Genomic DNA, 18317 nt, shown 5'->3' with positions numbered 1-18317 from the left:
ATACGCTGGGGGTGGGCCGCGGGCGACGCGCGCCCGAAGGGGGCGCACATGTCGACGGGTTCCATCATCCTGGGCGTGATCGGCGTCACGATCGTGACGATCCTGTTCATGATGCTGCTCGCGGCCATCTCGCGGCGCTTCCTCGGCGTGCAGGTCGGCACGGGACGCATCATCATCGCCGGGCTCATCGCCCTCGGCGCGGAGCTCGGCTTCGAGTCCCAGTTCGTCTGGAGGGACGGCGGGGCGACCCTCGCCCTGATCCCGATCCAGCTCGGCATCATCGTGCTCGTGGCCATCGGGTTCCTCGTCATCGCCGAGCTCATCGTGCCGAGCGGCACCATGCCGCGACCCGATCGGTGGATCCCCGATCTCAAGCGCACCCTCGACCGCGGTCGCCGGTACTCCGAGGTGACCCGCATCGCCGTACGCAACGGCCTCGTGCCGTTCAAGCCCGACCGTTCGCGCTCAGCGGCGGCCGATGCCGGCCGCCGTGCCCACGCGAAGGCGCTGCGGATCTCCCTCGAAGAGGCGGGGCCGGTGTTCGTCAAGCTCGGCCAGATGCTCTCGACCCGCACCGAACTGCTGCCGCACGAGTACATCGCCGAGCTCGAGCGCCTGCAGCAGAACGTGCCGCCCGCGGCCTGGAACGAGATCGACGAACTCCTGCACGACGAACTCGGCGCACGGGCCGACGAGGCGTTCGCCGAGTTCGATCCCGAGCCGTTCGCCGCAGCGTCGATCGGCCAGGTGCACCGCGCCCGGCTCGCCTCGGGGCAACTCGTCGCGGTCAAGGTGCAGCGGCCGGGCATCATCCCCGGTGTCGAGCGCGACCTCGACATCGTGCAACGCCTCGCGCGGAAGCTCGAGACCGAGACGGAGTGGGGTCGGTCGCTCGGCCTCCGCTCGGTGGCGACGGCGTTCGCCGAGTCGCTCCGCGCCGAGCTCGACTACCGCTCGGAGGCGGCGAACCTCGCTGCGATCGAGGCGACCCAGTCGCGGCATCCCGAGAGCGAACGGCTCACGATCCCGCACTGCTTCCGTGAGCTGTCGACGGCACGCGTGCTCGTCATGGAGTTCATCCCGGGACGCGCGCTCGGCGATGACGACGGCACGCGGCCCGAGGCCGTGCGCAAGGCCCAGGCGTCCCTGCTCTTCCGCTCCCTCATCACCCAGGTGATCGACGACGGCGTCTTCCACGCCGATCTGCACCCCGGCAACGTGATGCTGCTGCGGGGCGACGACGGCACCGACGGCGGACTCGGCCTCGTCGACTTCGGCTCGGTCGGGCGCCTCGACTCCGAGATGCGGGAGCGCATCGGCGAGATCCTGATGGCGTTCTACCGCGGCGACGCCCGTTCCATGAGCGATGCGCTGCTCGGCCTCGTCGAGCTGCCCGACGACGTCGACGAGTTCGTGCTCCGACGCGAGATCGGTTCGTTCATGGCCGCCCGGCTCGGCCTGGGGTCGGCCCTCGACTCGACGATCGTGGCCGACATGACCCGCCTGCTGTCGGAGAACCGGCTCGCGATCCCGCCCGAGCTCGCCGCTGCGTTCCGCGCCGTGGCCGTCGCCGAGGGCACGCTCCGAGTGCTCGATCCCGAGTTCGACCTGCTGACCGCCGCGAGCGGCCTCGCGAAGGCGCGCATCGCCGACGCGTTCGAGCCGAGCTCGCTGAAGGACGCGATCGTCGACGAGGTCGGCACCATGCTGCCGATCCTCCGCCGCATCCCCCACCGCTTCGACCAGATCTCCGGCTCGCTCGCGAACGGCCGGCTCAGCGTCAACGTGCGCCTCTTCGCCGACCATCGCGATCGCTCGCTGCTGCGCTCGCTCGTCAATCAGGTCGTGCTGGCATTCCTCGCGGGCGTGCTCGGCGTGATGGCCGCGATGCTGCTCATCAGCGACGCCGGCCCGCAGGTCACCGAGACGCTGAGCCTCTTCCAGATCTTCGGCTACCTGCTCGTGGTCGTGTCGGCGCTGTTCGTGCTCCGGGTGCTGTTCGATGTCTTCCGGCGACGGCAGGAATAGCCGCCGCCGACAACGCCCTCACCCGAGACCCGACGCCGGTACGACCTCTCCCTCGAGCGTGCGCACCCACCGATCGCCGGTCCGCCGGAACTCGGCCCGCGTCGTGAACCGGTAGTGGTACGCCCGGGCACGGATCCAGCGCGGGGCGGCGCCGCCGAACGGATCCGTCTCGAGCAGCGCGAGCGTCGCGGCATCCGCTTCGAGCAGTCGCAGCAGGAACACCTCGAACCAGGGTTCCCACATGCGCCCGAGCGGCAGGAACCACATGAGCCAGTCGAGGCGCAGGTGGTACGGCGCCCACTGCCGCGGGATGCGGCGGAGCGCCCCCGGCTTGCCCTTGAACGCGTACTCGCGCCACTCGGCGTCGGGCGAGTCATCGGGGATCTCCGCGAGCGTGCCCTCGACGACGATCTCGATGCGCCGCCTCGTCACCGTGCCGAACGCTCCGTACGCGTTCACGAGCATCCACCGGTTGAACGACGCGTTCATGAGCTGGCGCCGTGAGAACAGGTTCCTGATCGGCCAGAAGCTCAGCACGACGAGCAGGGCGGATGCCGCGAGCACCACGACCGCCCACCAGATCGGCGTCGCCGCGGCCTCCGTGCCGAGGTCTTCGGGAATCGCCGGGATCAGCCAGTGCCAGGCAGAGTCGGTGACCGCGGATGCCGCGAGCACGACCGTGATCCAGTTGAGCCATGCGAAGTTGCCGGTCACGATGAGCCAGAGCTGCGTGAGGATCACGATCGTGGCCGCCGACGAGCCGACCGGGCCCGGCACGAAGAGCAGGAACGGCACCACGAGCTGCGCGAAGTGATTGCCGAGCACCTCGCCGCGATGGAACCACTTCGGCAGCAGGTGCGCCTGCCGACTGAGCGGGCCCGGCATCGGCTGCGTCTCGTGGTGGTACATGAGTGCGGAGAGGTCGCGCCACTCGCGCCCGCCGCGGATCTTGATCATGCCGGCCCCGAACTCCAGCCGGAACACGAGCCACCACACGGCGATGACGATGGTCAGGGGCGGTGGCGTCTGGTCGGAGCCGAGGAACGCGACTGTGAAGAGCGCCTCGCAGATGAGCATCTCCCAGCCGAAGCCGTAGAAGGTCTGCCCGACGTTCACGATCGAGAGGTACAGGATCCAGAGCGCGAGGAAGACGAGGAGCGGGAGCCACGGCGGGCCGAGCTGCGGCAGCCCCGCCACGACGGATGCCGCGAGCACGAGGCCCGCCACGGCGACGGCGACGAGCCGCCGATCGGTGTAGCCCCAGCGGAAGAGGCTGGGCCCGCGGAGGCGCTTCGCGCGCCGCAACAGCTCGGGCACCGGCAGCAGGCCGTGCTCGCCGAGGAGCGGGCGGAACTGGTTCAGCGTCGAGAGGAACGCGACGAACGCGAGCGCGCCGACCCCGCGCTGCAGGATCTGCCGTGCGATCTCGTAGTCGTGCGCGTCGAACCAGGCGGTCCACTCCACGTGCCAACGCTACGCCGGGCGGCGCCGTCAGCGCAGGCCGAAGCGTTCCCGCAGGGCGAGCTTCGCAGCGAACCATCCGTTCATGCCGTGCACGGCGGGGCCGGGGGGCGTGGCACTCGAGCAGAGGTAGACGCCCTCGACCGGTGTGCGCCACGGCTTCGGCGAGACGACCGGCCGCTTGAGCAGCTGGGCCATCGTGAGTGCGCCCGAGTAGATGTCGCCGCCGACGTAGTTCGGGTTGTAGCGACCGAGCTCGGCGGCCGAGCTCGCGGCCGATGCCAGCACGACGTCGCGGAACCCCGGGGCGAAGCGCTCGACCTCGGCGGTGACGAGCTCGGTCGGGTCGAGCGTCGATCCGGCGGGCACGTGGGTGTAGGCCCACAGCACGTGCTTGCCCTCCGGCGCCCGGCTGGGGTCGGCGACCGTGGGCTGCGCCACGAGCACGTACGGATGCTGCGCGCCCCCGCCGCCCGCGACGCCGGGCTGGTAACCGCGGGCGACGGCGTTCTCGGCCGCCGCGATCTCGGCGCGGCTGCCGCCGAGGTGCACGGTGGGGGCGTGGCGCACCTCGGCGTTGCGCCACGGCACCGGGCCGCTCAGCGCGAAGTCGACCTTCGCGACTCCCGAGCCGTAGCGGTACCGGCGCAGGGCGCGCGCGTAGCGGCCGGGCAGCTCGGCGGTGAAGAGCAGCTCGGGCGAGGTGTCGAGGAGCACGGCGCGGGAGCCCGTGACCTCGGCGAGCGAGGCCACCGGTGCATCCGTCACGATCTCGCCGCCGCGCGCCCGGAGCTCGTCGGCGAGCGCATCGGCGATCGCCTGCGAGCCGCCGATGGGCAGGCCCCAGCCGACGCCGTGCCCGTGCATGGCGATGAGGAGGCCCGCGCCGGCGGAGGCGAGCGAGGGCATGCCGCCGGCCGCGTGCGCGACGACGCCGCTGAAGAGCGCCGGTGCGACCTCGCCGACGAAACGGGTGTTCCACGCCGCGGTGCCCTGCTCGAGCGCGCGCAGACCGAACTTCACGGCGGCGACGGGGTCGCGCGGCACGCGCAGCAGCTGCGAACCCGTGAAGTCGACGACCCCGCGGCTCCGGGCGACGAGCGGGGCGAGCAGGCTGCGCCAGGCCGCACCGTCGGCCTCGAGACCGTCGGCGGTGCGGTCGAGGTCCCGCCAGGCGATGCCGGCACGGCCGCCGTCGAGCGGATGCGCGTACGAGGCCTCGGGGACCACCCAGTCGAGGCGATCGAGGAGGCCGAGTCTCTTGAACACGGGCGAGGCGAGGCCGGCGGGGTGCACCGTCGAGCACACGTCGTGCAAGAAGCCGGGCAGGGTGAGCTCTGCGGTGCGGAGGCCGCCGCCGATCGTCGGCGCCGCCTCGAGCACCCGCACCGAGAGCCCGGCGCGGGCCGCGACCACGGCGGCGACGAGCCCGTTGGGCCCGCTGCCGACGACCGTGACGTCGGTCACGAGCTCAGAATCCGGCGCCGAGGGTGTTGATGTAGATCCACGGCAACCGGTCCATCATGAGCCGGTGGCGATTGCCGTCGGCGTCGGGCCCGTCGTCGGGCACCGAGGGGTCGCGCGCCTCGCGCTTGTGCTCGGCCACGAACTCGTCGTCCTCCTGCCAGAGGATCATCTGGCCGTCGTCGGCGATCTTCGCGACGAACGGCTGCACCGAGCCGCCGCGGAGGTCGGCGAGCGCCTCGTCGACGGAGGCGTCGTTCGACAGTCCGTGCAGGGTCACCCACGTCGGCGGCCAGAGCGTCATGCCCCCGGCCGCGTGCCGGTCGAGCGCATCCTCGGGTCGGATCCACACGGCCTCGGCGACCTCGTCGGGAGCGAGGCGCAACTCGCCATCTGGCACGCGCACGGCGAAGAACGTCGTCGTCAGCCGCTTCGGTGCGTTCGCGGGCGGGGTCCAGTGCGAGAACGGCACGAGCTCGGCACCGTCGAGTACGAGCCCGACCTCTTCGAAGGTCTCCCGCACCGCAGCACGTCGGGCCGCGTCGATGCCGTCGATCGGGTCGCCCTCGGCATCCGCGTCGTCGACCGCGCCGCCCGGGAAGACCCACGCTCCGGGAAAGGAGCCGCGATCGCGGGGGCGTTCGGCGAGCAGCACCTCGAGACCGCGTTCGCCGTCGCGCAGCAACACGACGGTCGCGGCCGCGCCAGTGGTCGCCGGGTTCGTCAGTGACTCCAGCTCGCTGTTCATCCCCTCAGACTATGACTCGGCACGCCGGCGCGCACCGGCGCGGATACACTTCCGGCATGGATCAGGGTTTCGTCGTCGGTGATCAGGTGTCGGCACTCGCCCGTCTCGTGCTGGCGCCCAACGCCGGGCCGATGACCCTCGACGGCACGAACTCCTACGTGCTTCGGGCACCGGGTTCCGATGCCGTGGTCGTCGTCGACCCCGGGCCGTCCGATCCGGCGCACCTCGCCGCCCTGGCCGGTGCCGGCCGCGTCGAGCTCGTGCTCGTCACCCACCACCATCCTGATCACACCGAGTCGCTCGGCGCCTTCCACGCGATGACGGATGCCCCGGTGCGCGCGATCGACCCGGCGCTCTGCCTGGTCGGGGCGCCGCTGGTCGACGGCGAGCGCATCCGGTCGGCCGACCTCGAGATCGACGTGGTCGCATCCCCGGGGCACACGGCGGACTCGGTGTGCTTCTCGCTGCCGGGCGACCGCCTCGTCGGCAGCGACGAAGGCCGCGGCACGGTGCTCACGGGCGACACGATCCTCGGCCGCGGCACGACGATCATCGCCGACCCCGACGGCGCCCTCGGCCCGTACCTCGACGCGCTCGAAGCGCTGCGCGCCCTCGGCACGCCCGGGCCCGTCGGCGTGCTGCCGGGCCACGGCCCGGTGCTGCCCGACCTCGCGGCGATCTGCAGCGCCTACCTCGCGCACCGCGCCGAACGTCTCGACCAGGTGCGGGCGGCGCTTCGCGAACTCGGTGCCGACGCCGGGCCGGGTGCGGTCACCGACCTCGTCTACGCCGACACGGATGCCTCGGTGCGAAGTGCAGCCGAGGCATCCGTTCGAGCGCAATTGGCCTACCTGCGCAGTCGGGGCTGACGCAGGAGACCGTCACTCGGACTTGGTTACGCGACGAGCGCGATACCGGCGTCCCAGCCGACCTTCTCCTGCACGGCGAGGGTGAGCTGCAGGAAGCCGACGGCCTCGAGCTCGCGAGCGCGCGAGAGGCGGCCGGCGTCGACGGCGTTCACGCCGCCCGCACGCACGACCTCGGCGAGGGCGAGCTTCGCGTCGTCGTCGTCGCCGGCGATGAGCACGGTGGTGGGGTTGGCACCGACGGTCTTCGCAGCGAGGGTGGCGGCGAAGTTCGTGTTGAAGGCCTTCAGCACCTTCGCGTCGGGCAGGGCTGCGGCGAGCTCGCTCGCACGTGAGCCGTCGGCCGGCACGACGAGGGAGTCGAAGGTCGAGAAGTCGAGCGGGTTCGTGATGTCGACCACGACCTTGCCGGCGAGCTCGGCACCGCGGGCGGCGACGATCTCGTCGATCGCGAAGTGCGGCACGGCGAGCACGACGATGTCGCCGGTGATCTGCTGGGCGGTGTCGCGCCCGATGAACTCGACGGTGTTGCCGCCTGCGGCCACGATGCCGCCGATGGCGGTGCCCATGTTGCCGTTTCCGATGATGCTGACGGTCGTCATGTCATTCCTCCCCGCGCCGTTCGACGCGATTACTTGTTCCGACAACCAACACTGTACGCGCATTCAGTTGTTGCGTCAACTAATGCGGTAGACTCTCAGGCATGACGGATGACACGCGATGGCTGGCCCCCGAGGAGTCGGCCGCGTGGGTGCGCCTCGTGGCGCTCGCCGAGCTGCTCCCGGGCGCGCTCGACGCGCAGCTGCTGCGCGACGCCGGACTCACGCACTTCGAATACGGCGCCCTCATGGCGCTGGGCGCCGCACCTTCGCGCACCATGCGCATGACCGAGCTCGCCTCGCGCACGAATGCGACGCTCCCCCGACTGTCGCACGTCGCCAAGCGCCTCGAGGAGCGCGGACTCATCGAGCGGTTCCCGTGCCCCGAAGACCGCCGCGCCACGAACGCGACCATCACCGAGGCCGGGCTCGCCCTGATCTCCGAGGCCGCCCCCGGCCATGTCGAGACCGTGCGCGCGAACGTGCTCGACGCCCTCGCGCCCGAGCAGCTCGAACAGCTCTACGCGATCGCGGGCGCCGTGCTCGCGCGGCTCGATCCCGACGCGCGCCTCTCAGCCACGTCGTGCCAGTTCAGCGAGGGACCCGTCGACCACGTCGTGGCCTGACGGCGGTCTCGCGCCTCAGCGCGGGTCGTACGTGAGGCAGTCGGCGTCGTCGGTCGACCCCGCACCGATGCGCACCGACGCCGCGGTGCACTCGAGCGACTCGTTGTGCACGCACTCCGCTCGCTGACACGCCCCGACGTGCGTGATCACCTTGTCGAGCCCGCCCTTCTTGCCGAGCGGGATGAAGGTCGCGCACTCCGCGTCGCCGACCGAGCCACCGATCGTGACCGCGGCGGCATGGCAATGCGAGTGATCGTTGTACGAGCATCCGGCCACCGAGCATTCGGCGACGGCGGGCAGTTCGTCGAGCGTCATGCTCATGGTGACCTCCCAGTGCGGTGTACGACCGTTCGATACGGCGATGGTACGCCCGAGGGGGTGGAACACGCAGCAGCGACGGGACGAAATTCCGCAGATCAACGCGGTTTTCTTCTGAGGTGAGCCTTACCTATCCGACCGAATCACTCGAATGACGGTGGTGCCGTGGAGACTGCCGGCATGGCAGCCGACGACTTCGAGTTCCTCTACGGCGAGTGGCATGTGCGCAACCGCAAGCTGCGCGACACGACCGACCCCGACTGCACCGAATGGGTCGAGTTCGACGCGACGGCCGACGTGCACCCCGTGCTCGACGGCATCGGGCACATCGACCGCATGCTCGTTCCCGACGCCCCCGACGGCGGCGGATTCGAGGGCTTCACGCTGCGCCTGTACGAACCGGGTGCCGATCTCTGGCGCATCTGGTGGAGCTCGACCCGGTTTCCCGGAGTGCTCGACACTCCCGTCGAAGGCCGGTTCACCGACGGTCACGGCGTGTTCGAGGCCGACTTCGAACTGCGCGGGGCTCCGGCGCGCGAGCGATTCGAGTGGATCACGAGCGACCCCGGGCATCCGCACTGGCAGCAGTCGTTCTCGCTCGACGGCGGCGCGACGTGGCAGCCGCCCAACTGGCACATGCACCTGACGAGACGCACCGCCCAGGCGTGAGCCGGGGCGTCAGCCGGGCGAGCCCGGCTCAGCGCGTGACGGTGCCCATGCGGCTCGCGAGCGGCTTCAGCACGGCGGGCCGCACCGCGAACCATCCCCCGATCATGACCGCGAGCGACAGCGCGAAGATCGCGAAGCCGAGCCACGATGCACCGTCGCGGCTCGCGTACATCGCGTCGAGGTTGCGCAGCGCACCCGTTGCGAACACGAGGGTCACGTGCACGATGACGAAGGCGACGAACACGAGCATCACCGGGTAGTGCACGGCCTTCGCGAGCTTCGCCGGGTAGACGCGGTTCAGGCGCTCGGCGCGCTGCGGCCAGACCGACGAGAGCCGCAGGCCGGTGACCACCGCGAGCGGTGCGACGACGAACACGATCGCGAAGTAGCTGAGCACCTGCAGGCTGTTGTAGTTCACCCAGGCGTGCTCGACGGGCCAGTCGAGCGAGGCGTACTGCAGCGCAGCCGAGACGGCGTTCGGCCAGATGTCGGCGCTCGTGGGCACGATGCGCATCCACTGCCCGGTGATGAAGAGCAGCACGATGAAGACGATGCCGTTCGCCACCCAGAGGGCATCGACCGTGTAGTGCAGCCAGAGGTGGATGCTGACCTTCCACGGCGAGTTCTTCGTGCGGATCAGCCCCTCGTTGTTCCGCACCCAACGGGCCGGCGGTCGGCCGCCCTTGCGGAGCAGCAGCCCCGAGCGCACGAGCAGCACGAGGAAGAACGCGTTCAGGAAGTGCTGCCAGCCGAGCCACGCCGGAAAGCCGACGGGCGCCCCCTCGGGCAACGGCGTCGTGCCGGGGTATCGGGCGATGAAGTCCTGCACCGCGGGTTGGGCGCGCAGCCAGATCGCGAGCAGCACGACCCCGGCGAGCAGCGCGACCCCGGCGAACACGGCCAGCGCGACCGGCAGCCACCTGGTGCGTCGACGAGTCGCGTGATGCGCGGTCGGGTCGGTGAGGCGGGTCACCGAAGTATTTTGGCATGACCTCCCGAGCATGCGCCGAGCCGACGACCCGAAGAGTCACGGATGCCTCGGCTCCCGGCCCGCTCGCCCGTTCCGCTCCCAGCAGCACTGCCGTCAGCGGCATCCGCCCCGCACGGCGCCGGCCGCCCCCACGCTGGGGACATGAGCGAACACGACTCCCCACCGATCCATCCGATCGACGCCGAGCTCACGAGGCGCCTCTTCCACGAGCGCATCATCGTGCTCGGCGACGAACTCGACCAGCAGAGCGGCAACCGGCTCTGCGCACAGCTCGTCACCCTCGCGGCCGACGACCCGCGCCGCGACATCCGCTTCTGGATCAATTCGCCCGGCGGCTCGGTGTCGGCGATGCTCGCGATCGCCGACGTCATGCGGTCGATCCCGAACGACGTGTCGACGATCGCCGTCGGCATCGCGGCGAGCGCGGGCCAGTTCCTGCTCTCGGCCGGCACGCGCGGCAAGCGGTTCGCGCTGCCGCACTCCCGGATCCTCATGCACCAGGGGTCCGCCGGCATCGGCGGCACCGCCGTCGACATCGAGCTGCAGGCCGACGACCTGCGGTACACCCGCGACACGGTGCTCGGCATCACGGCCGAGAACACCGGCCAGCCCATCGAGCGCATCGCCGAGGACTCGCTGCGCGACCGCTGGTACACCGCGACCGAAGCCGTCGACTACGGCTTCGTCGACGCCATCGCCGACGGCTTCGGCGAGATGTTCCCCGGCGGCGAGCGCCCGCTCGTGGGACTGCAGGCCCGCACCGGAACAGGAGCCCCGTCATGAGCAACTACACGATCCCGTACGTCGTCGAGAAGCGCGGCAACAGCGAGCGTTCGCTCGACGTCTACAGCCGGCTGCTCTCGGAGCGGATCGTCTACCTCGGCACCGAGATCGACGACGGCGTGGCCAACGTGCTCATCGCGCAGTTCCTGCACCTCGCCTCTGAATCGAGCGAGACGCCGATCAGCCTCTACCTGAACTCCCCCGGCGGCTCGCCCGGCGCGGCGCTCGCGGTCTACGACACGATGCAGCACATCAGGCCGGATGTCGCGACGACGTGCGTCGGCCAGGCGGGCGGGCCGGCCGCGGTGCTCCTCGCCGGCGGCGCGAAGGGCATGCGGGCGATCCTGCCGCACGGCCGCGTCGTGCTGCACCAGCCGTCGACACAGGGCCGCGGCACGATCCCCGACCTGATCCTGCACGCCGACGAGGTCGTCCGTGTGCGCGCCGAACTCGAGGCCGCCCTCGCCGCCGACACCGGTCGCGACGCGATGGCCCTGCGGCACGACACCGATCGCGATCTCATCCTGCCGGCGGCGGCCGCCGTCGAGTACGGCCTCGCCGATCACGTGCTGACGGCGCAGGCCCTGGTCGGGGCCGGCGCCGGGCGCGGCTAGGGCCGCTCGGCGGGCGTTACCAGCTCCGCCGCACGGTGCCCTTCGGCCCGGCGACGAGGCTCGCCGCCGGCACGTCGTCGGCCACGACGGCGCCGGCGGCGATCACGGCGTCGCGACCGATGCTGACGCCGGGCAGGATCATCGCCCCGGCGCCGATCCACACGTTCTCGGCCACGTCGATGGGGGCGCCGCTGAGGAATCGGCGCCGCTCCTCGGGATCGACCGGGTGACCCATCGTGATGAATGTGGCCTTCGGGCCGACCATCACGCCGTCGCCCAAGCGGATGCCCGCGTAGTCGAGGAAGGTGCAGCCCTGGTTGATGAAGACCCGCTCCCCGAGTTCCAGCCGCAGGCCGTGATCGGTGTAGAAGGGCGGATAGATCGTCAGCCTCGACGGCAGCGGCCGGCCCAGGACCTGCTCGAGCATCTCGGCCCTGCCCGCCTCGTCGTCGAACGGCAGTGCGTTCAGTCGAGAGGTCAATGCGGTGACGGTCAGCACGCGCTCGCTCATCGCGGCGAACTCGTCGCCGAACACGCGTTCGCCCTTGGCCAGCAGCTCCGGATCGTGGATCGGCAGGAACCGGTCGTCGGCCATCAGGCGGCGAGCAGGTAGGCGTTCGAGACGGCAGGTGCGAACGGGGCGCCGGGCGCGGCGTCGAGCGGATGCGCCGAACCGAGGTCGATGGGAGTGCCCACGTCGGCACGGAAGGCGAACGACGTCTCGATCCTCAGCAGCTCGCGCAGCTCGGTCTCGCGTCGCTCGGCATCCCGCCGTTCGCCGAGCAGCCCGCCGACCCGCTGCACGACATCGACGAGGTCGAGCCCGAGCGCCTCGGCGACAGAGCCCAGCACCTCCGACGAGGGCTCCTTGCGACCGCGCTCGATCTCGGAGAGGTACTGGGGCGAGACACCCGCCGTCGCGGCGACCTCGGTCAGGATCCGCTCCTGCCCGAGCCGTTCACCGCGCAGCACCTCGCCGAGCGCATGCCGCCAGAGCGGCTTCGCAGCACCCCGTTCCGCGCCCGGCTTCGACGGCGGCGAACCAGGGACCCGTGTGAACTCGACGACCTTGCCCATGCCGAGAGGCTAGCCGCGGCATCCACTCGGCGACAGGTCGATCCGCTCAGAGCAGAACGCGGGCCGTCGACTACGCCGGAGGGTTCTCGGGGTCGAGGGTCTCGACCGAATCCGCCTCGACCGCGATGTCGGCTTCGAGGTCGTTCGGGTCGTCGCCGTCCGTCGACTCCTCCTGCTCGAGGTCGTCGTCGGCGCTCCGCCTGCGCTCGCCTGCTGCGCGCTTGTCGGCACCGCTGCCTGCTGGGTCTCGTGCGTCGGTCATCGTTCCTCCGAGGGTCGGGATGGCTCCAGCGTGCGCGGCCGGCACCGGTCCGTCAACGGCTTGACGGGCCGCATTCCGCACCGATCGCTGGCGGTCGCGTGCGCCCGCGTGCAGAATGAAGCCACTGACACGGAGGTGGGCGATGTCGACGGAAAGCGTGATCTGGTCGATTCTCGGAACGTTCATTGCGGTCGGAGGCCTCTTGGGGCTCGCGGCGCTCTGGTCGCTGATCCGACGACCGCGCGAGCACTGACCGTTCCGACGAACGTGCCGACGCACACGCCGCCTCGGTCAGCCGAGTGCTTCGGCGATCGGCGTGCCACCGCCGTTGAAGCGGATGGTTCGGCGCACCGTCGAATCGCGGTGCACCGTCTCGGCGACGACGGCCGCGACATCCGCTCGGTCGACGGTGCCGCTGCCCGCCGGGTCGACGTCGATGCGCCCCGTGCCCTCGCCGTCGGTCAGGGTGCTCGGGCCGAGGATGGTCCAGTCGAGCGCGGTGCCCGCGAGATGCTCGTCGGCCGCAGCCTTCGCCTCGGCGTACGCGCGGAAGGAGTTGCCCTCGGGCACGGCGTGATCGGGCGAGCCGAAGTACGAGACCATCACGTACCGGGTGACGCCGGCGCCCTCGGCGGCATCCATCGACCTGATCGCCGCGTCGCGGTCGACGGCATACGTGCGCGCGGGGTCGCCGCCGCCGGCTCCCGCCGACCAGACCACCGCGTCGTGGCCGTGCAGGATCTCGGCGAGATCGTGCACGTCGAGCCGCTCGATGTCGGCGACCACGGGGCGAGCCCCCGCGGCCGTGACGTCGCCGGCGTGGTCGGGATTTCGGATGATCGCGTCGACCTCGTCGCCGCGATCGGCGAGCAGCCGTTCGAGCTGCAGGGCGATCTTGCCGTGGCCCCCGATGATCACGATGCGTGCCATGTGCTCCTCCTCCGACCGACTCGCCCCACGCTACTCCCGGGTGGCGCGGATGCGCTCAGGCAGGGCCGCACACCGTGCCCGTGACGAGCGCGGGCCTGCTGCTGTACCGGGAGCTCCGCGACCTGCGCGGGCTCGAGGTGTTCATCGCGCACATGGGCGGGCCGTTCTGGGCGCGCAAGCAGGCTGCGGCATGGTCGATCCCGAAGGGCGAGTTCACCGACGAGGAGCCGCTCGCCGCCGCCCGCCGCGAGTTCGCGGAGGAGATCGGCGTGCCACCGCCCGATGCGGACGTGATCGACCTCGGCGCCTTCCGGTACTCGTCGGGAAAGACCGTGCGGGTGTTCGCCGCTCATGCCCCCGACTTCGAGATCGACGAGGTGCGATCGAACACCTTCGAGATCGAGTGGCCGCCGCGTTCGGGGCGGCGACAGTCGTTCCCCGAGGTCGACGAGGCCCGATGGACGCCTGCGTTCGAGGCCCGCGAGCTGCTCACTGCGGGCCAGCGCCCCGCCCTCGACGCGCTCCTGTCCGCGCTCGACGGATCGGTGGATCGAGCTCGTGAGCGGCCGGACCCATGACGGTTGACGCACCCGACGAGGTCGCGACGGAGCTCTACGGGCTGCGTCCCGACGAGTTCACCGCCGCGCGCAATGCCCAGGCGCAGGCCGTCGCAGCCGACGATCGCGAGCTCGCCGCCCGCATCCGCGAGTTCCGGCGCCCCTCCCCTGCAGCCTGGCTCGTGAACCAGCTCGTGCGGCACCGCACCGACGAGGTGGCGGCGATCCTCGAGCTCGGCGCCGATGCCCGTGAGGCGCAGGGACGCTTCGATGCGGCCGAGCTCGCCGAGCTCGGCCGGCAGCGACGGCGCCTCGTCTCCGCCCTCGCGCACGAGGCCGGCGACCTCGCCGACGAACTCGGCGCCCCAGTGCGCACTCCGGTGCTCGACGAGGTCGCCCAGACGCTGCAGGCCGCGATGTCGGATGCCGCTGCGGCCGACGCCGTGCGCACGGGCCGCCTCGTGCGAGCGCTCGAGGCCGTCGGCGTCGAGGTCGACCTGAGCGATGCCGTCGCAGGCGGGTTGCCACCGCGCACCGAACCCGGCGAGATGGCGCGTGCCGGCGACGCGCCCGCCCGGCCGAGCGCGGCGGCGTCGAAACGACGTCGGGCGGAGCGAGCCGGCGCCGAGCGTGCCGTCGCGGATGCCGAGGAACGGGCCGCCGCGGCATCCGCTGCGCTCGAAGCCCTCGATGCCCGGCTCGCCGACGCCGAACGCGAGCACGGCGAGCTCGAGACTCGCCGCGACGAACTCGAGGCGGAACTGCGCGGAGTCGAGGCGGAGATCGCGGAGGCCGATCGGGCGACGCGTTCGCTGGCCCGCGAGCGGGACCGGGCGGCTCGCGCCGTCGACGCCGCAGACGTCGACGCCGAGGAGGCGCGCGAGGCGCTGGAGGCGCTCGAGCAGCGGGAGTAGCCGGACTCGTCGAGTGGTGCGCGGCGGGCTCGGGCCGCTCGCCTCAGGCGCGGTCGAGCAGCCAGTCCATCGCGTCGGGCACGACGTCGAGCACCGAGACATGGCCGTCGTCGAGGCGCATCCAGAGCGAGGCGCGGGGGATTGTGCGCGAGGAGCCACGAGGCGTGCCTCGCGGGCACCACCCGATCGCCCTCGCCCTGCACGAGGAGCACCGGGGCGACGATGCCGCCGAGATCGAATCCCCATGGGGCCGCGAAGGCGACGTCGTCGTCGATGAGGCCGTCGGGGCCGGCCTGCCCCGCACGCATAGCGTCGGCGCCGAGCGGCGCCCACCTCGCGTCGAGCGCGGCCCAGTCGACGGGGAGGAACTGGGTCGGATCGAACTCCTCGGTCGAGGCGAAGGCGGCGCGAGCGGCGCGCCCCTCGACGGCGGCGCGCAGGCCGCCGGGTGCGGCCATGCCCGCGAACCAGTCGTAGGCGTCGGTGCGGGGCGCGATGCCGGCGAGTGAGACCGCACCGGTGACCCGCTCGGGCAGCAGCGCCGCGCAGGCGAGCGCGTGCGGGCCGCCGCCCGACGCGCCCATCACGGCGAACCGCTCGACGCCGAGCGCATCGGCGATCGCCGCGACATCCGCTGCCGCCGCGGCGACGTCGCGCCCGGGCCGCGGCGTCGAGCTGCCGTACGACGGGCGTCCGTAGGAGACGAGCCGGATGCCGCGGGTGGAGGCGGCCTCGAGCAGGGGCTCGATCGGGGCGCCCGTCTGCGGGGAGCCGTGATGCCACACGAGCGTGAGCGGCGACGAGGCATCCGCCCCTGTGTCGTAGGTGTGCAGGCTGCCGCCGTCGCCGAGGGGCACGTCGAGTTCGGTGACCGTCATCGCAGCCTCCGTCAGCCCTGCACGCCGGCGGCGCGAGTGGCGGCCTCGGTGAACGCGGGCCGCACCCGCTCCCAGCCGTCGAGGTAGCCGCCGACCATGGCGGCGTCACGCAGCAGCACGAGCTGGGCGGCCGCGCCGTCGGCGTCCGGCACCTCCGCCGCCGTCAGCACCGATTCGAGCTCTGAGCGGAACCACTCGCGGTGCTCGGCGACGGCCCTGCGCACGCCGCTGTCGGCGTCGGGGTATTCGGCGGCGGCGTTGATGAACGGGCAGCCGCGGGTGTGGTGACGGGCGACGTCGTCGGCGAGCCCCTCGATCACGAGGCCGACGAGCTGCTTCGGCTCGGCACCGGATGCCTCTGCGGCCGCGAATGCGCCGCGGATGTTCGCATCCTCGACGCCGAGGTAGGCCTCGACGAGATCCTCCTTGCTCGGGAAGTGCCGGTAGAACGTCGCACGGGTGACCCCGGCCTCGCCGATGATGCGGTCGACGCCCACCGAGTGGATGCCCTCTCGATAGAAGAGTTCGGAGGCCGTGCGCAGCAGGCGCTGCCTCGCTTCGGAGGTTCCCGCAGAGGTGCTTCGAGTTGCCATACCGAAAATGATAGAACGATCTTTCTCTTTTTGCTTGACATGGCGTTCGACCCGGAGTAACTTCCCAGACATAGACAGAACGATCGTTCTACCACCAGGTCGAACGACACGAGAAGGAGAGAGCAATGACCGCCACCAAGACCCCCATCGTCCTCATCCACGGACTCTGGATGACCCCCAAGAGCTGGAACACCTGGGCCGAGTACTTCCGGGCCCGCGGCCACGAAGTCATCGTTCCGGGCTGGCCCGGCATCGACGACCGCGAGGTCGCCGACATCCGTTCGAACCCCGAGGCGCTGAAGGGCATCGGCCTCGCGCAGATCGCCGACCACTACGAGCGGATCATCCGGGCACTGCCCGAGAAGCCCATCATCATGGGCCACTCCTTCGGCGGCCTGCTCACGCAGATGCTCGCCGACCGCGGCCTCGGCGTCGCCTACGTCGGCGTCACTCCCGGCCAGCCCGCCGGCATCACGACCCTTCCCGCGTCGACCCTCTGGACCGGCACGCCGATCCTCTCGAACCCCTTCGCCAAGAACGGTGCCAAGCCGCTCTCGAAGGGCCACTTCCACTTCACCTTCGGCAACGACCTCGACCGCGCGGCATCCGATCGCCTCTGGGAGGAGTTCGCGGTGAACTCCTACAACCGGGTGTTCTTCGAGGGCGTCGCCGGCGCCTTCAATGAGAAGGGCGGCGTCAGTCACGTCGACTTCGGCCGCACCGACCGCGCGCCGCTGCTCGTCATCACGGGCGAGATCGACCACGTCGTGCCGCCGGCCATCGGCCGGGCCATCGTGAAGAAGTACAACGCGACGAGCAGCCCGGCCGTGGTCGAGTACCGCGAGTTCGCCGGCCGCACCCACCGCATCGTCAGCCAGGACGGCTGGGAAGAGGTCGCCGAGTACGCCCTCGACTGGGCGACCGAGCACGCCGAGACGGCCGCAGCCGCGGCCTGACGGCAGCCCCCGACGCGGTCAGCGATCGATCGAGTCGCGCCCGTCGCCGGCCCGGCCGCCGAAGACGCTCCGGAGCACGAAGTAGACGATGACCGCGACCACCGCGACGATCACGAGCTTGCCGACGAACCAGAGCAGGCTGAAGAGCACGTCGACGAGGAACCACGCGATCACGACGGCGACGATCACGCCGATGACGGTCCAGACGGTGCGGCTCATGTTCCGAGGCTAGTCGAACGGCGCGGATGCCTCGCCGCCGCCGACTCGCAGCATGCCTCGTCAGGGAGCATGACCATCGAAGAGCAGGGTCGGCACGGGGCCGAACGGCATCGACCGCACGCGGAGCGGCCGCACGTCGTCGCCGATGAATCCCGCCTCGACGAGAGCCAGGCCGGTATCGCGGTCCCAATGGCAGCCGTGGCAGAACCTCGCCGTGAACGGGGTCGCGATGCGCTGCACCACTCGCTTCGCGGTGCGCGGCGGCGCCGCGACATGGTCGATGAAGACGACCCTGCCGCCGGGCACGAGTACCCGGCGCACCTCGGCGAGCGCGACCGCCTGATCGGCGACCGAGCAGAGCACGTACGTCGCGATGACGGCGTCGACCGAGCGATCGGGCAGCGGGATGGCCTCGGCGACGGCATCGAGCGGCTCGTCGCCGTGACCCCATTCGCGGGCCCGCTGCGAGAGTTCGGTCCGGCGCTCGGCGTCGGGCTCGAGTCCGATCCACTCGACGTCGGGGTGCAGGGCTCCGAAGTTCTCGCCCTCGCCGGCCCCGATCTCGAGCACGCGCCCGCGCACCCGGCCGACGAACTCCCGCTCGAGGTCGTCGAGGCGGTCGTCGTCGATGAGGCCGGATGTCACGGGCGTCGCTTGCTCCATGCCGCCATGCGAGCACGTCGAGGGTCGCCCGTCAAGCTCGACATCGGCGTTCGGAGCTCGACCGGACGGACCGGCGCGCGGCGCCGCTCGAGTCGAGCGAC

At 71.4% G+C, this 18317-nt stretch carries 22 protein-coding genes and 1 pseudogene; 9 read left to right on the top strand and 14 right to left on the bottom strand.

Annotated features, from left to right (window positions below; all coding sequences use genetic code 11):
* Positions 1-48: 48 nt before the first annotated feature.
* Complete coding sequence (locus ACFCVM_RS18795) at positions 49-2028, top strand: ABC1 kinase family protein (protein ID WP_375838258.1); 1980 nt, start codon at positions 49-51, stop codon at positions 2026-2028.
* 18 nt (positions 2029-2046) lie between these two features.
* Here the strand turns inward: ACFCVM_RS18795 and ACFCVM_RS18790 are convergent, their stop codons facing one another.
* From ACFCVM_RS18790 to ACFCVM_RS18780, 3 genes are read right to left on the bottom strand one after another with little or no spacing between them, the layout of a single operon-like run.
* Positions 2047-3492 (bottom strand): lipase maturation factor family protein, encoded by a 1446-nt coding sequence (locus tag ACFCVM_RS18790; RefSeq protein WP_375838257.1) that lies wholly within the window; start codon positions 3490-3492, stop codon positions 2047-2049.
* 27 nt (positions 3493-3519) lie between these two features.
* Complete coding sequence (locus ACFCVM_RS18785) at positions 3520-4956, bottom strand: phytoene desaturase family protein (protein ID WP_375838256.1); 1437 nt, start codon at positions 4954-4956, stop codon at positions 3520-3522.
* Between the two features lie 4 nt (positions 4957-4960).
* Positions 4961-5701 (bottom strand): NUDIX domain-containing protein, encoded by a 741-nt coding sequence (locus ACFCVM_RS18780; protein WP_375838255.1) that lies wholly within the window; start codon positions 5699-5701, stop codon positions 4961-4963.
* A 56-nt stretch (positions 5702-5757) separates the two neighbouring features.
* Here ACFCVM_RS18780 and ACFCVM_RS18775 point away from each other — a divergent pair, with 56 nt between their 5' ends.
* The gene (locus ACFCVM_RS18775; RefSeq protein WP_375838254.1) at positions 5758-6570 is read left to right on the top strand and encodes an MBL fold metallo-hydrolase; all 813 of its coding nucleotides are present in this window, start codon (positions 5758-5760) and stop codon (positions 6568-6570) included.
* Positions 6571-6596: 26 nt separating this feature from the next.
* Here the strand turns inward: ACFCVM_RS18775 and ACFCVM_RS18770 are convergent, their stop codons facing one another.
* The gene (locus ACFCVM_RS18770; RefSeq protein WP_375838253.1) at positions 6597-7169 is read right to left on the bottom strand and encodes an NADPH-dependent F420 reductase; all 573 of its coding nucleotides are present in this window, start codon (positions 7167-7169) and stop codon (positions 6597-6599) included.
* A 101-nt stretch (positions 7170-7270) separates the two neighbouring features.
* Between ACFCVM_RS18770 and ACFCVM_RS18765 the strand changes: the two genes are divergently transcribed.
* Positions 7271-7792, top strand: coding sequence for a MarR family winged helix-turn-helix transcriptional regulator (locus ACFCVM_RS18765; RefSeq protein ID WP_375838252.1), 522 nt, complete (start codon positions 7271-7273; stop codon positions 7790-7792).
* A 15-nt stretch (positions 7793-7807) separates the two neighbouring features.
* Here the strand turns inward: ACFCVM_RS18765 and ACFCVM_RS18760 are convergent, their stop codons facing one another.
* The gene (locus ACFCVM_RS18760; protein WP_179552378.1) at positions 7808-8113 is read right to left on the bottom strand and encodes a DUF1540 domain-containing protein; all 306 of its coding nucleotides are present in this window, start codon (positions 8111-8113) and stop codon (positions 7808-7810) included.
* Between the two features lie 177 nt (positions 8114-8290).
* On the opposite strand from ACFCVM_RS18760, the gene ACFCVM_RS18755 reads away from it, so the two are divergent.
* A complete protein-coding gene (locus ACFCVM_RS18755) occupies positions 8291-8779 on the top strand; it encodes a hypothetical protein (RefSeq protein ID WP_375838251.1) in 489 nt (162 codons plus the stop codon).
* A 28-nt stretch (positions 8780-8807) separates the two neighbouring features.
* Here ACFCVM_RS18755 and ACFCVM_RS18750 read toward each other — a convergent pair whose 3' ends face one another.
* The gene (locus tag ACFCVM_RS18750; protein ID WP_375838250.1) at positions 8808-9752 is read right to left on the bottom strand and encodes a cytochrome b/b6 domain-containing protein; all 945 of its coding nucleotides are present in this window, start codon (positions 9750-9752) and stop codon (positions 8808-8810) included.
* Between the two features lie 159 nt (positions 9753-9911).
* Here ACFCVM_RS18750 and ACFCVM_RS18745 point away from each other — a divergent pair, with 159 nt between their 5' ends.
* Together ACFCVM_RS18745 and ACFCVM_RS18740 are read left to right on the top strand one after the other, a co-directional pair.
* Complete coding sequence (locus tag ACFCVM_RS18745; RefSeq protein WP_375838249.1) at positions 9912-10553, top strand: ClpP family protease; 642 nt, start codon at positions 9912-9914, stop codon at positions 10551-10553.
* Complete coding sequence (locus ACFCVM_RS18740; protein WP_375838248.1) at positions 10550-11167, top strand: ClpP family protease; 618 nt, start codon at positions 10550-10552, stop codon at positions 11165-11167. The genes ACFCVM_RS18745 and ACFCVM_RS18740 overlap by 4 nt, the downstream gene beginning before the upstream one ends.
* 16 nt (positions 11168-11183) lie before the next feature.
* On the opposite strand, the gene ACFCVM_RS18735 is transcribed toward ACFCVM_RS18740, so the two are convergent.
* The 4 genes from ACFCVM_RS18735 to ACFCVM_RS18720 form a co-directional block, all read right to left on the bottom strand.
* Positions 11184-11762: a DapH/DapD/GlmU-related protein gene (locus tag ACFCVM_RS18735; RefSeq protein ID WP_375838247.1), complete on the bottom strand. Its 579-nt coding sequence runs from the start codon at positions 11760-11762 to the stop codon at positions 11184-11186.
* A complete protein-coding gene (locus tag ACFCVM_RS18730; protein ID WP_375838246.1) occupies positions 11762-12244 on the bottom strand; it encodes a helix-turn-helix domain-containing protein in 483 nt (160 codons plus the stop codon). The genes ACFCVM_RS18735 and ACFCVM_RS18730 overlap by 1 nt, the downstream gene beginning before the upstream one ends.
* 70 nt (positions 12245-12314) lie before the next feature.
* Positions 12315-12506 (bottom strand): hypothetical protein, encoded by a 192-nt coding sequence (locus tag ACFCVM_RS18725; RefSeq protein ID WP_375838245.1) that lies wholly within the window; start codon positions 12504-12506, stop codon positions 12315-12317.
* 291 nt (positions 12507-12797) lie between these two features.
* Entirely contained in the window at positions 12798-13436 is a 639-nt protein-coding gene (locus ACFCVM_RS18720) for an SDR family oxidoreductase (RefSeq protein ID WP_375838244.1), read from the bottom strand.
* Between the two features lie 74 nt (positions 13437-13510).
* On the opposite strand from ACFCVM_RS18720, the gene ACFCVM_RS18715 reads away from it, so the two are divergent.
* Positions 13511-14014: an NUDIX domain-containing protein gene (locus tag ACFCVM_RS18715; protein ID WP_375838243.1), complete on the top strand. Its 504-nt coding sequence runs from the start codon at positions 13511-13513 to the stop codon at positions 14012-14014.
* On the top strand, positions 14011-14907 hold the full coding sequence (locus tag ACFCVM_RS18710; RefSeq protein WP_375838326.1) for a transposase: 897 nt from the start codon (positions 14011-14013) through the stop codon (positions 14905-14907). Before ACFCVM_RS18715 ends, ACFCVM_RS18710 begins: the two co-directional genes overlap by 4 nt.
* Before the next feature lie 191 nt (positions 14908-15098).
* On the opposite strand, the pseudogene ACFCVM_RS18705 reads toward ACFCVM_RS18710, so the two are convergent.
* A pseudogene (locus ACFCVM_RS18705) lies at positions 15099-15785 on the bottom strand (alpha/beta fold hydrolase); the annotation flags it as partial.
* Positions 15786-15796: 11 nt separating this feature from the next.
* Positions 15797-16378, bottom strand: a complete 582-nt coding sequence (locus ACFCVM_RS18700; RefSeq protein WP_375838242.1) for a TetR/AcrR family transcriptional regulator — start codon at positions 16376-16378, stop codon at positions 15797-15799.
* A gap of 125 nt (positions 16379-16503) precedes the next feature.
* Between ACFCVM_RS18700 and ACFCVM_RS18695 the strand changes: the two genes are divergently transcribed.
* Complete coding sequence (locus ACFCVM_RS18695) at positions 16504-17334, top strand: alpha/beta hydrolase (RefSeq protein WP_375838241.1); 831 nt, start codon at positions 16504-16506, stop codon at positions 17332-17334.
* Positions 17335-17352: 18 nt separating this feature from the next.
* Here the strand turns inward: ACFCVM_RS18695 and ACFCVM_RS18690 are convergent, their stop codons facing one another.
* Both ACFCVM_RS18690 and ACFCVM_RS18685 read right to left on the bottom strand, forming a co-directional pair.
* Positions 17353-17553: a hypothetical protein gene (locus ACFCVM_RS18690; RefSeq protein WP_375838240.1), complete on the bottom strand. Its 201-nt coding sequence runs from the start codon at positions 17551-17553 to the stop codon at positions 17353-17355.
* A gap of 60 nt (positions 17554-17613) precedes the next feature.
* The gene (locus ACFCVM_RS18685; RefSeq protein WP_375838239.1) at positions 17614-18216 is read right to left on the bottom strand and encodes a class I SAM-dependent methyltransferase; all 603 of its coding nucleotides are present in this window, start codon (positions 18214-18216) and stop codon (positions 17614-17616) included.
* Positions 18217-18317: the final 101 nt, after the last annotated feature.

The organism is Agromyces sp. NPDC056389 (genome assembly GCF_042262385.1).
GTDB lineage: Bacteria > Actinomycetota > Actinomycetes > Actinomycetales > Microbacteriaceae > Agromyces.
This window is presented reverse-complemented; position numbering and strand designations above follow the sequence as displayed.

Bases quoted from the DNA above. Each gene is read 5' to 3' on its own strand.
- ACFCVM_RS18700 (WP_375838242.1), bottom strand. From the start codon at position 16,378: ATGGCAACTCGAAGCACCTCTGCGGGAACCTCCGAAGCGAGGCAGCGC.
- ACFCVM_RS18740 (WP_375838248.1), top strand. From the start codon at position 10,550: ATGAGCAACTACACGATCCCGTACGTCGTCGAGAAGCGCGGCAACAGC.
- ACFCVM_RS18770 (WP_375838253.1), bottom strand. From the start codon at position 7,169: ATGACGACCGTCAGCATCATCGGAAACGGCAACATGGGCACCGCCATC.
- ACFCVM_RS18745 (WP_375838249.1), top strand. From the start codon at position 9,912: ATGAGCGAACACGACTCCCCACCGATCCATCCGATCGACGCCGAGCTC.
- ACFCVM_RS18775 (WP_375838254.1), top strand. From the start codon at position 5,758: ATGGATCAGGGTTTCGTCGTCGGTGATCAGGTGTCGGCACTCGCCCGT.
- ACFCVM_RS18755 (WP_375838251.1), top strand. From the start codon at position 8,291: ATGGCAGCCGACGACTTCGAGTTCCTCTACGGCGAGTGGCATGTGCGC.
- ACFCVM_RS18685 (WP_375838239.1), bottom strand. From the start codon at position 18,216: ATGGAGCAAGCGACGCCCGTGACATCCGGCCTCATCGACGACGACCGC.
- ACFCVM_RS18765 (WP_375838252.1), top strand. From the start codon at position 7,271: ATGACGGATGACACGCGATGGCTGGCCCCCGAGGAGTCGGCCGCGTGG.
- ACFCVM_RS18780 (WP_375838255.1), bottom strand. From the start codon at position 5,701: ATGAACAGCGAGCTGGAGTCACTGACGAACCCGGCGACCACTGGCGCG.
- ACFCVM_RS18730 (WP_375838246.1), bottom strand. From the start codon at position 12,244: ATGGGCAAGGTCGTCGAGTTCACACGGGTCCCTGGTTCGCCGCCGTCG.
- ACFCVM_RS18760 (WP_179552378.1), bottom strand. From the start codon at position 8,113: ATGAGCATGACGCTCGACGAACTGCCCGCCGTCGCCGAATGCTCGGTG.
- ACFCVM_RS18710 (WP_375838326.1), top strand. From the start codon at position 14,011: ATGACGGTTGACGCACCCGACGAGGTCGCGACGGAGCTCTACGGGCTG.
- ACFCVM_RS18695 (WP_375838241.1), top strand. From the start codon at position 16,504: ATGACCGCCACCAAGACCCCCATCGTCCTCATCCACGGACTCTGGATG.
- ACFCVM_RS18725 (WP_375838245.1), bottom strand. From the start codon at position 12,506: ATGACCGACGCACGAGACCCAGCAGGCAGCGGTGCCGACAAGCGCGCA.
- ACFCVM_RS18720 (WP_375838244.1), bottom strand. From the start codon at position 13,436: ATGGCACGCATCGTGATCATCGGGGGCCACGGCAAGATCGCCCTGCAG.
- ACFCVM_RS18735 (WP_375838247.1), bottom strand. From the start codon at position 11,762: ATGGCCGACGACCGGTTCCTGCCGATCCACGATCCGGAGCTGCTGGCC.
- ACFCVM_RS18690 (WP_375838240.1), bottom strand. From the start codon at position 17,553: ATGAGCCGCACCGTCTGGACCGTCATCGGCGTGATCGTCGCCGTCGTG.
- ACFCVM_RS18795 (WP_375838258.1), top strand. From the start codon at position 49: ATGTCGACGGGTTCCATCATCCTGGGCGTGATCGGCGTCACGATCGTG.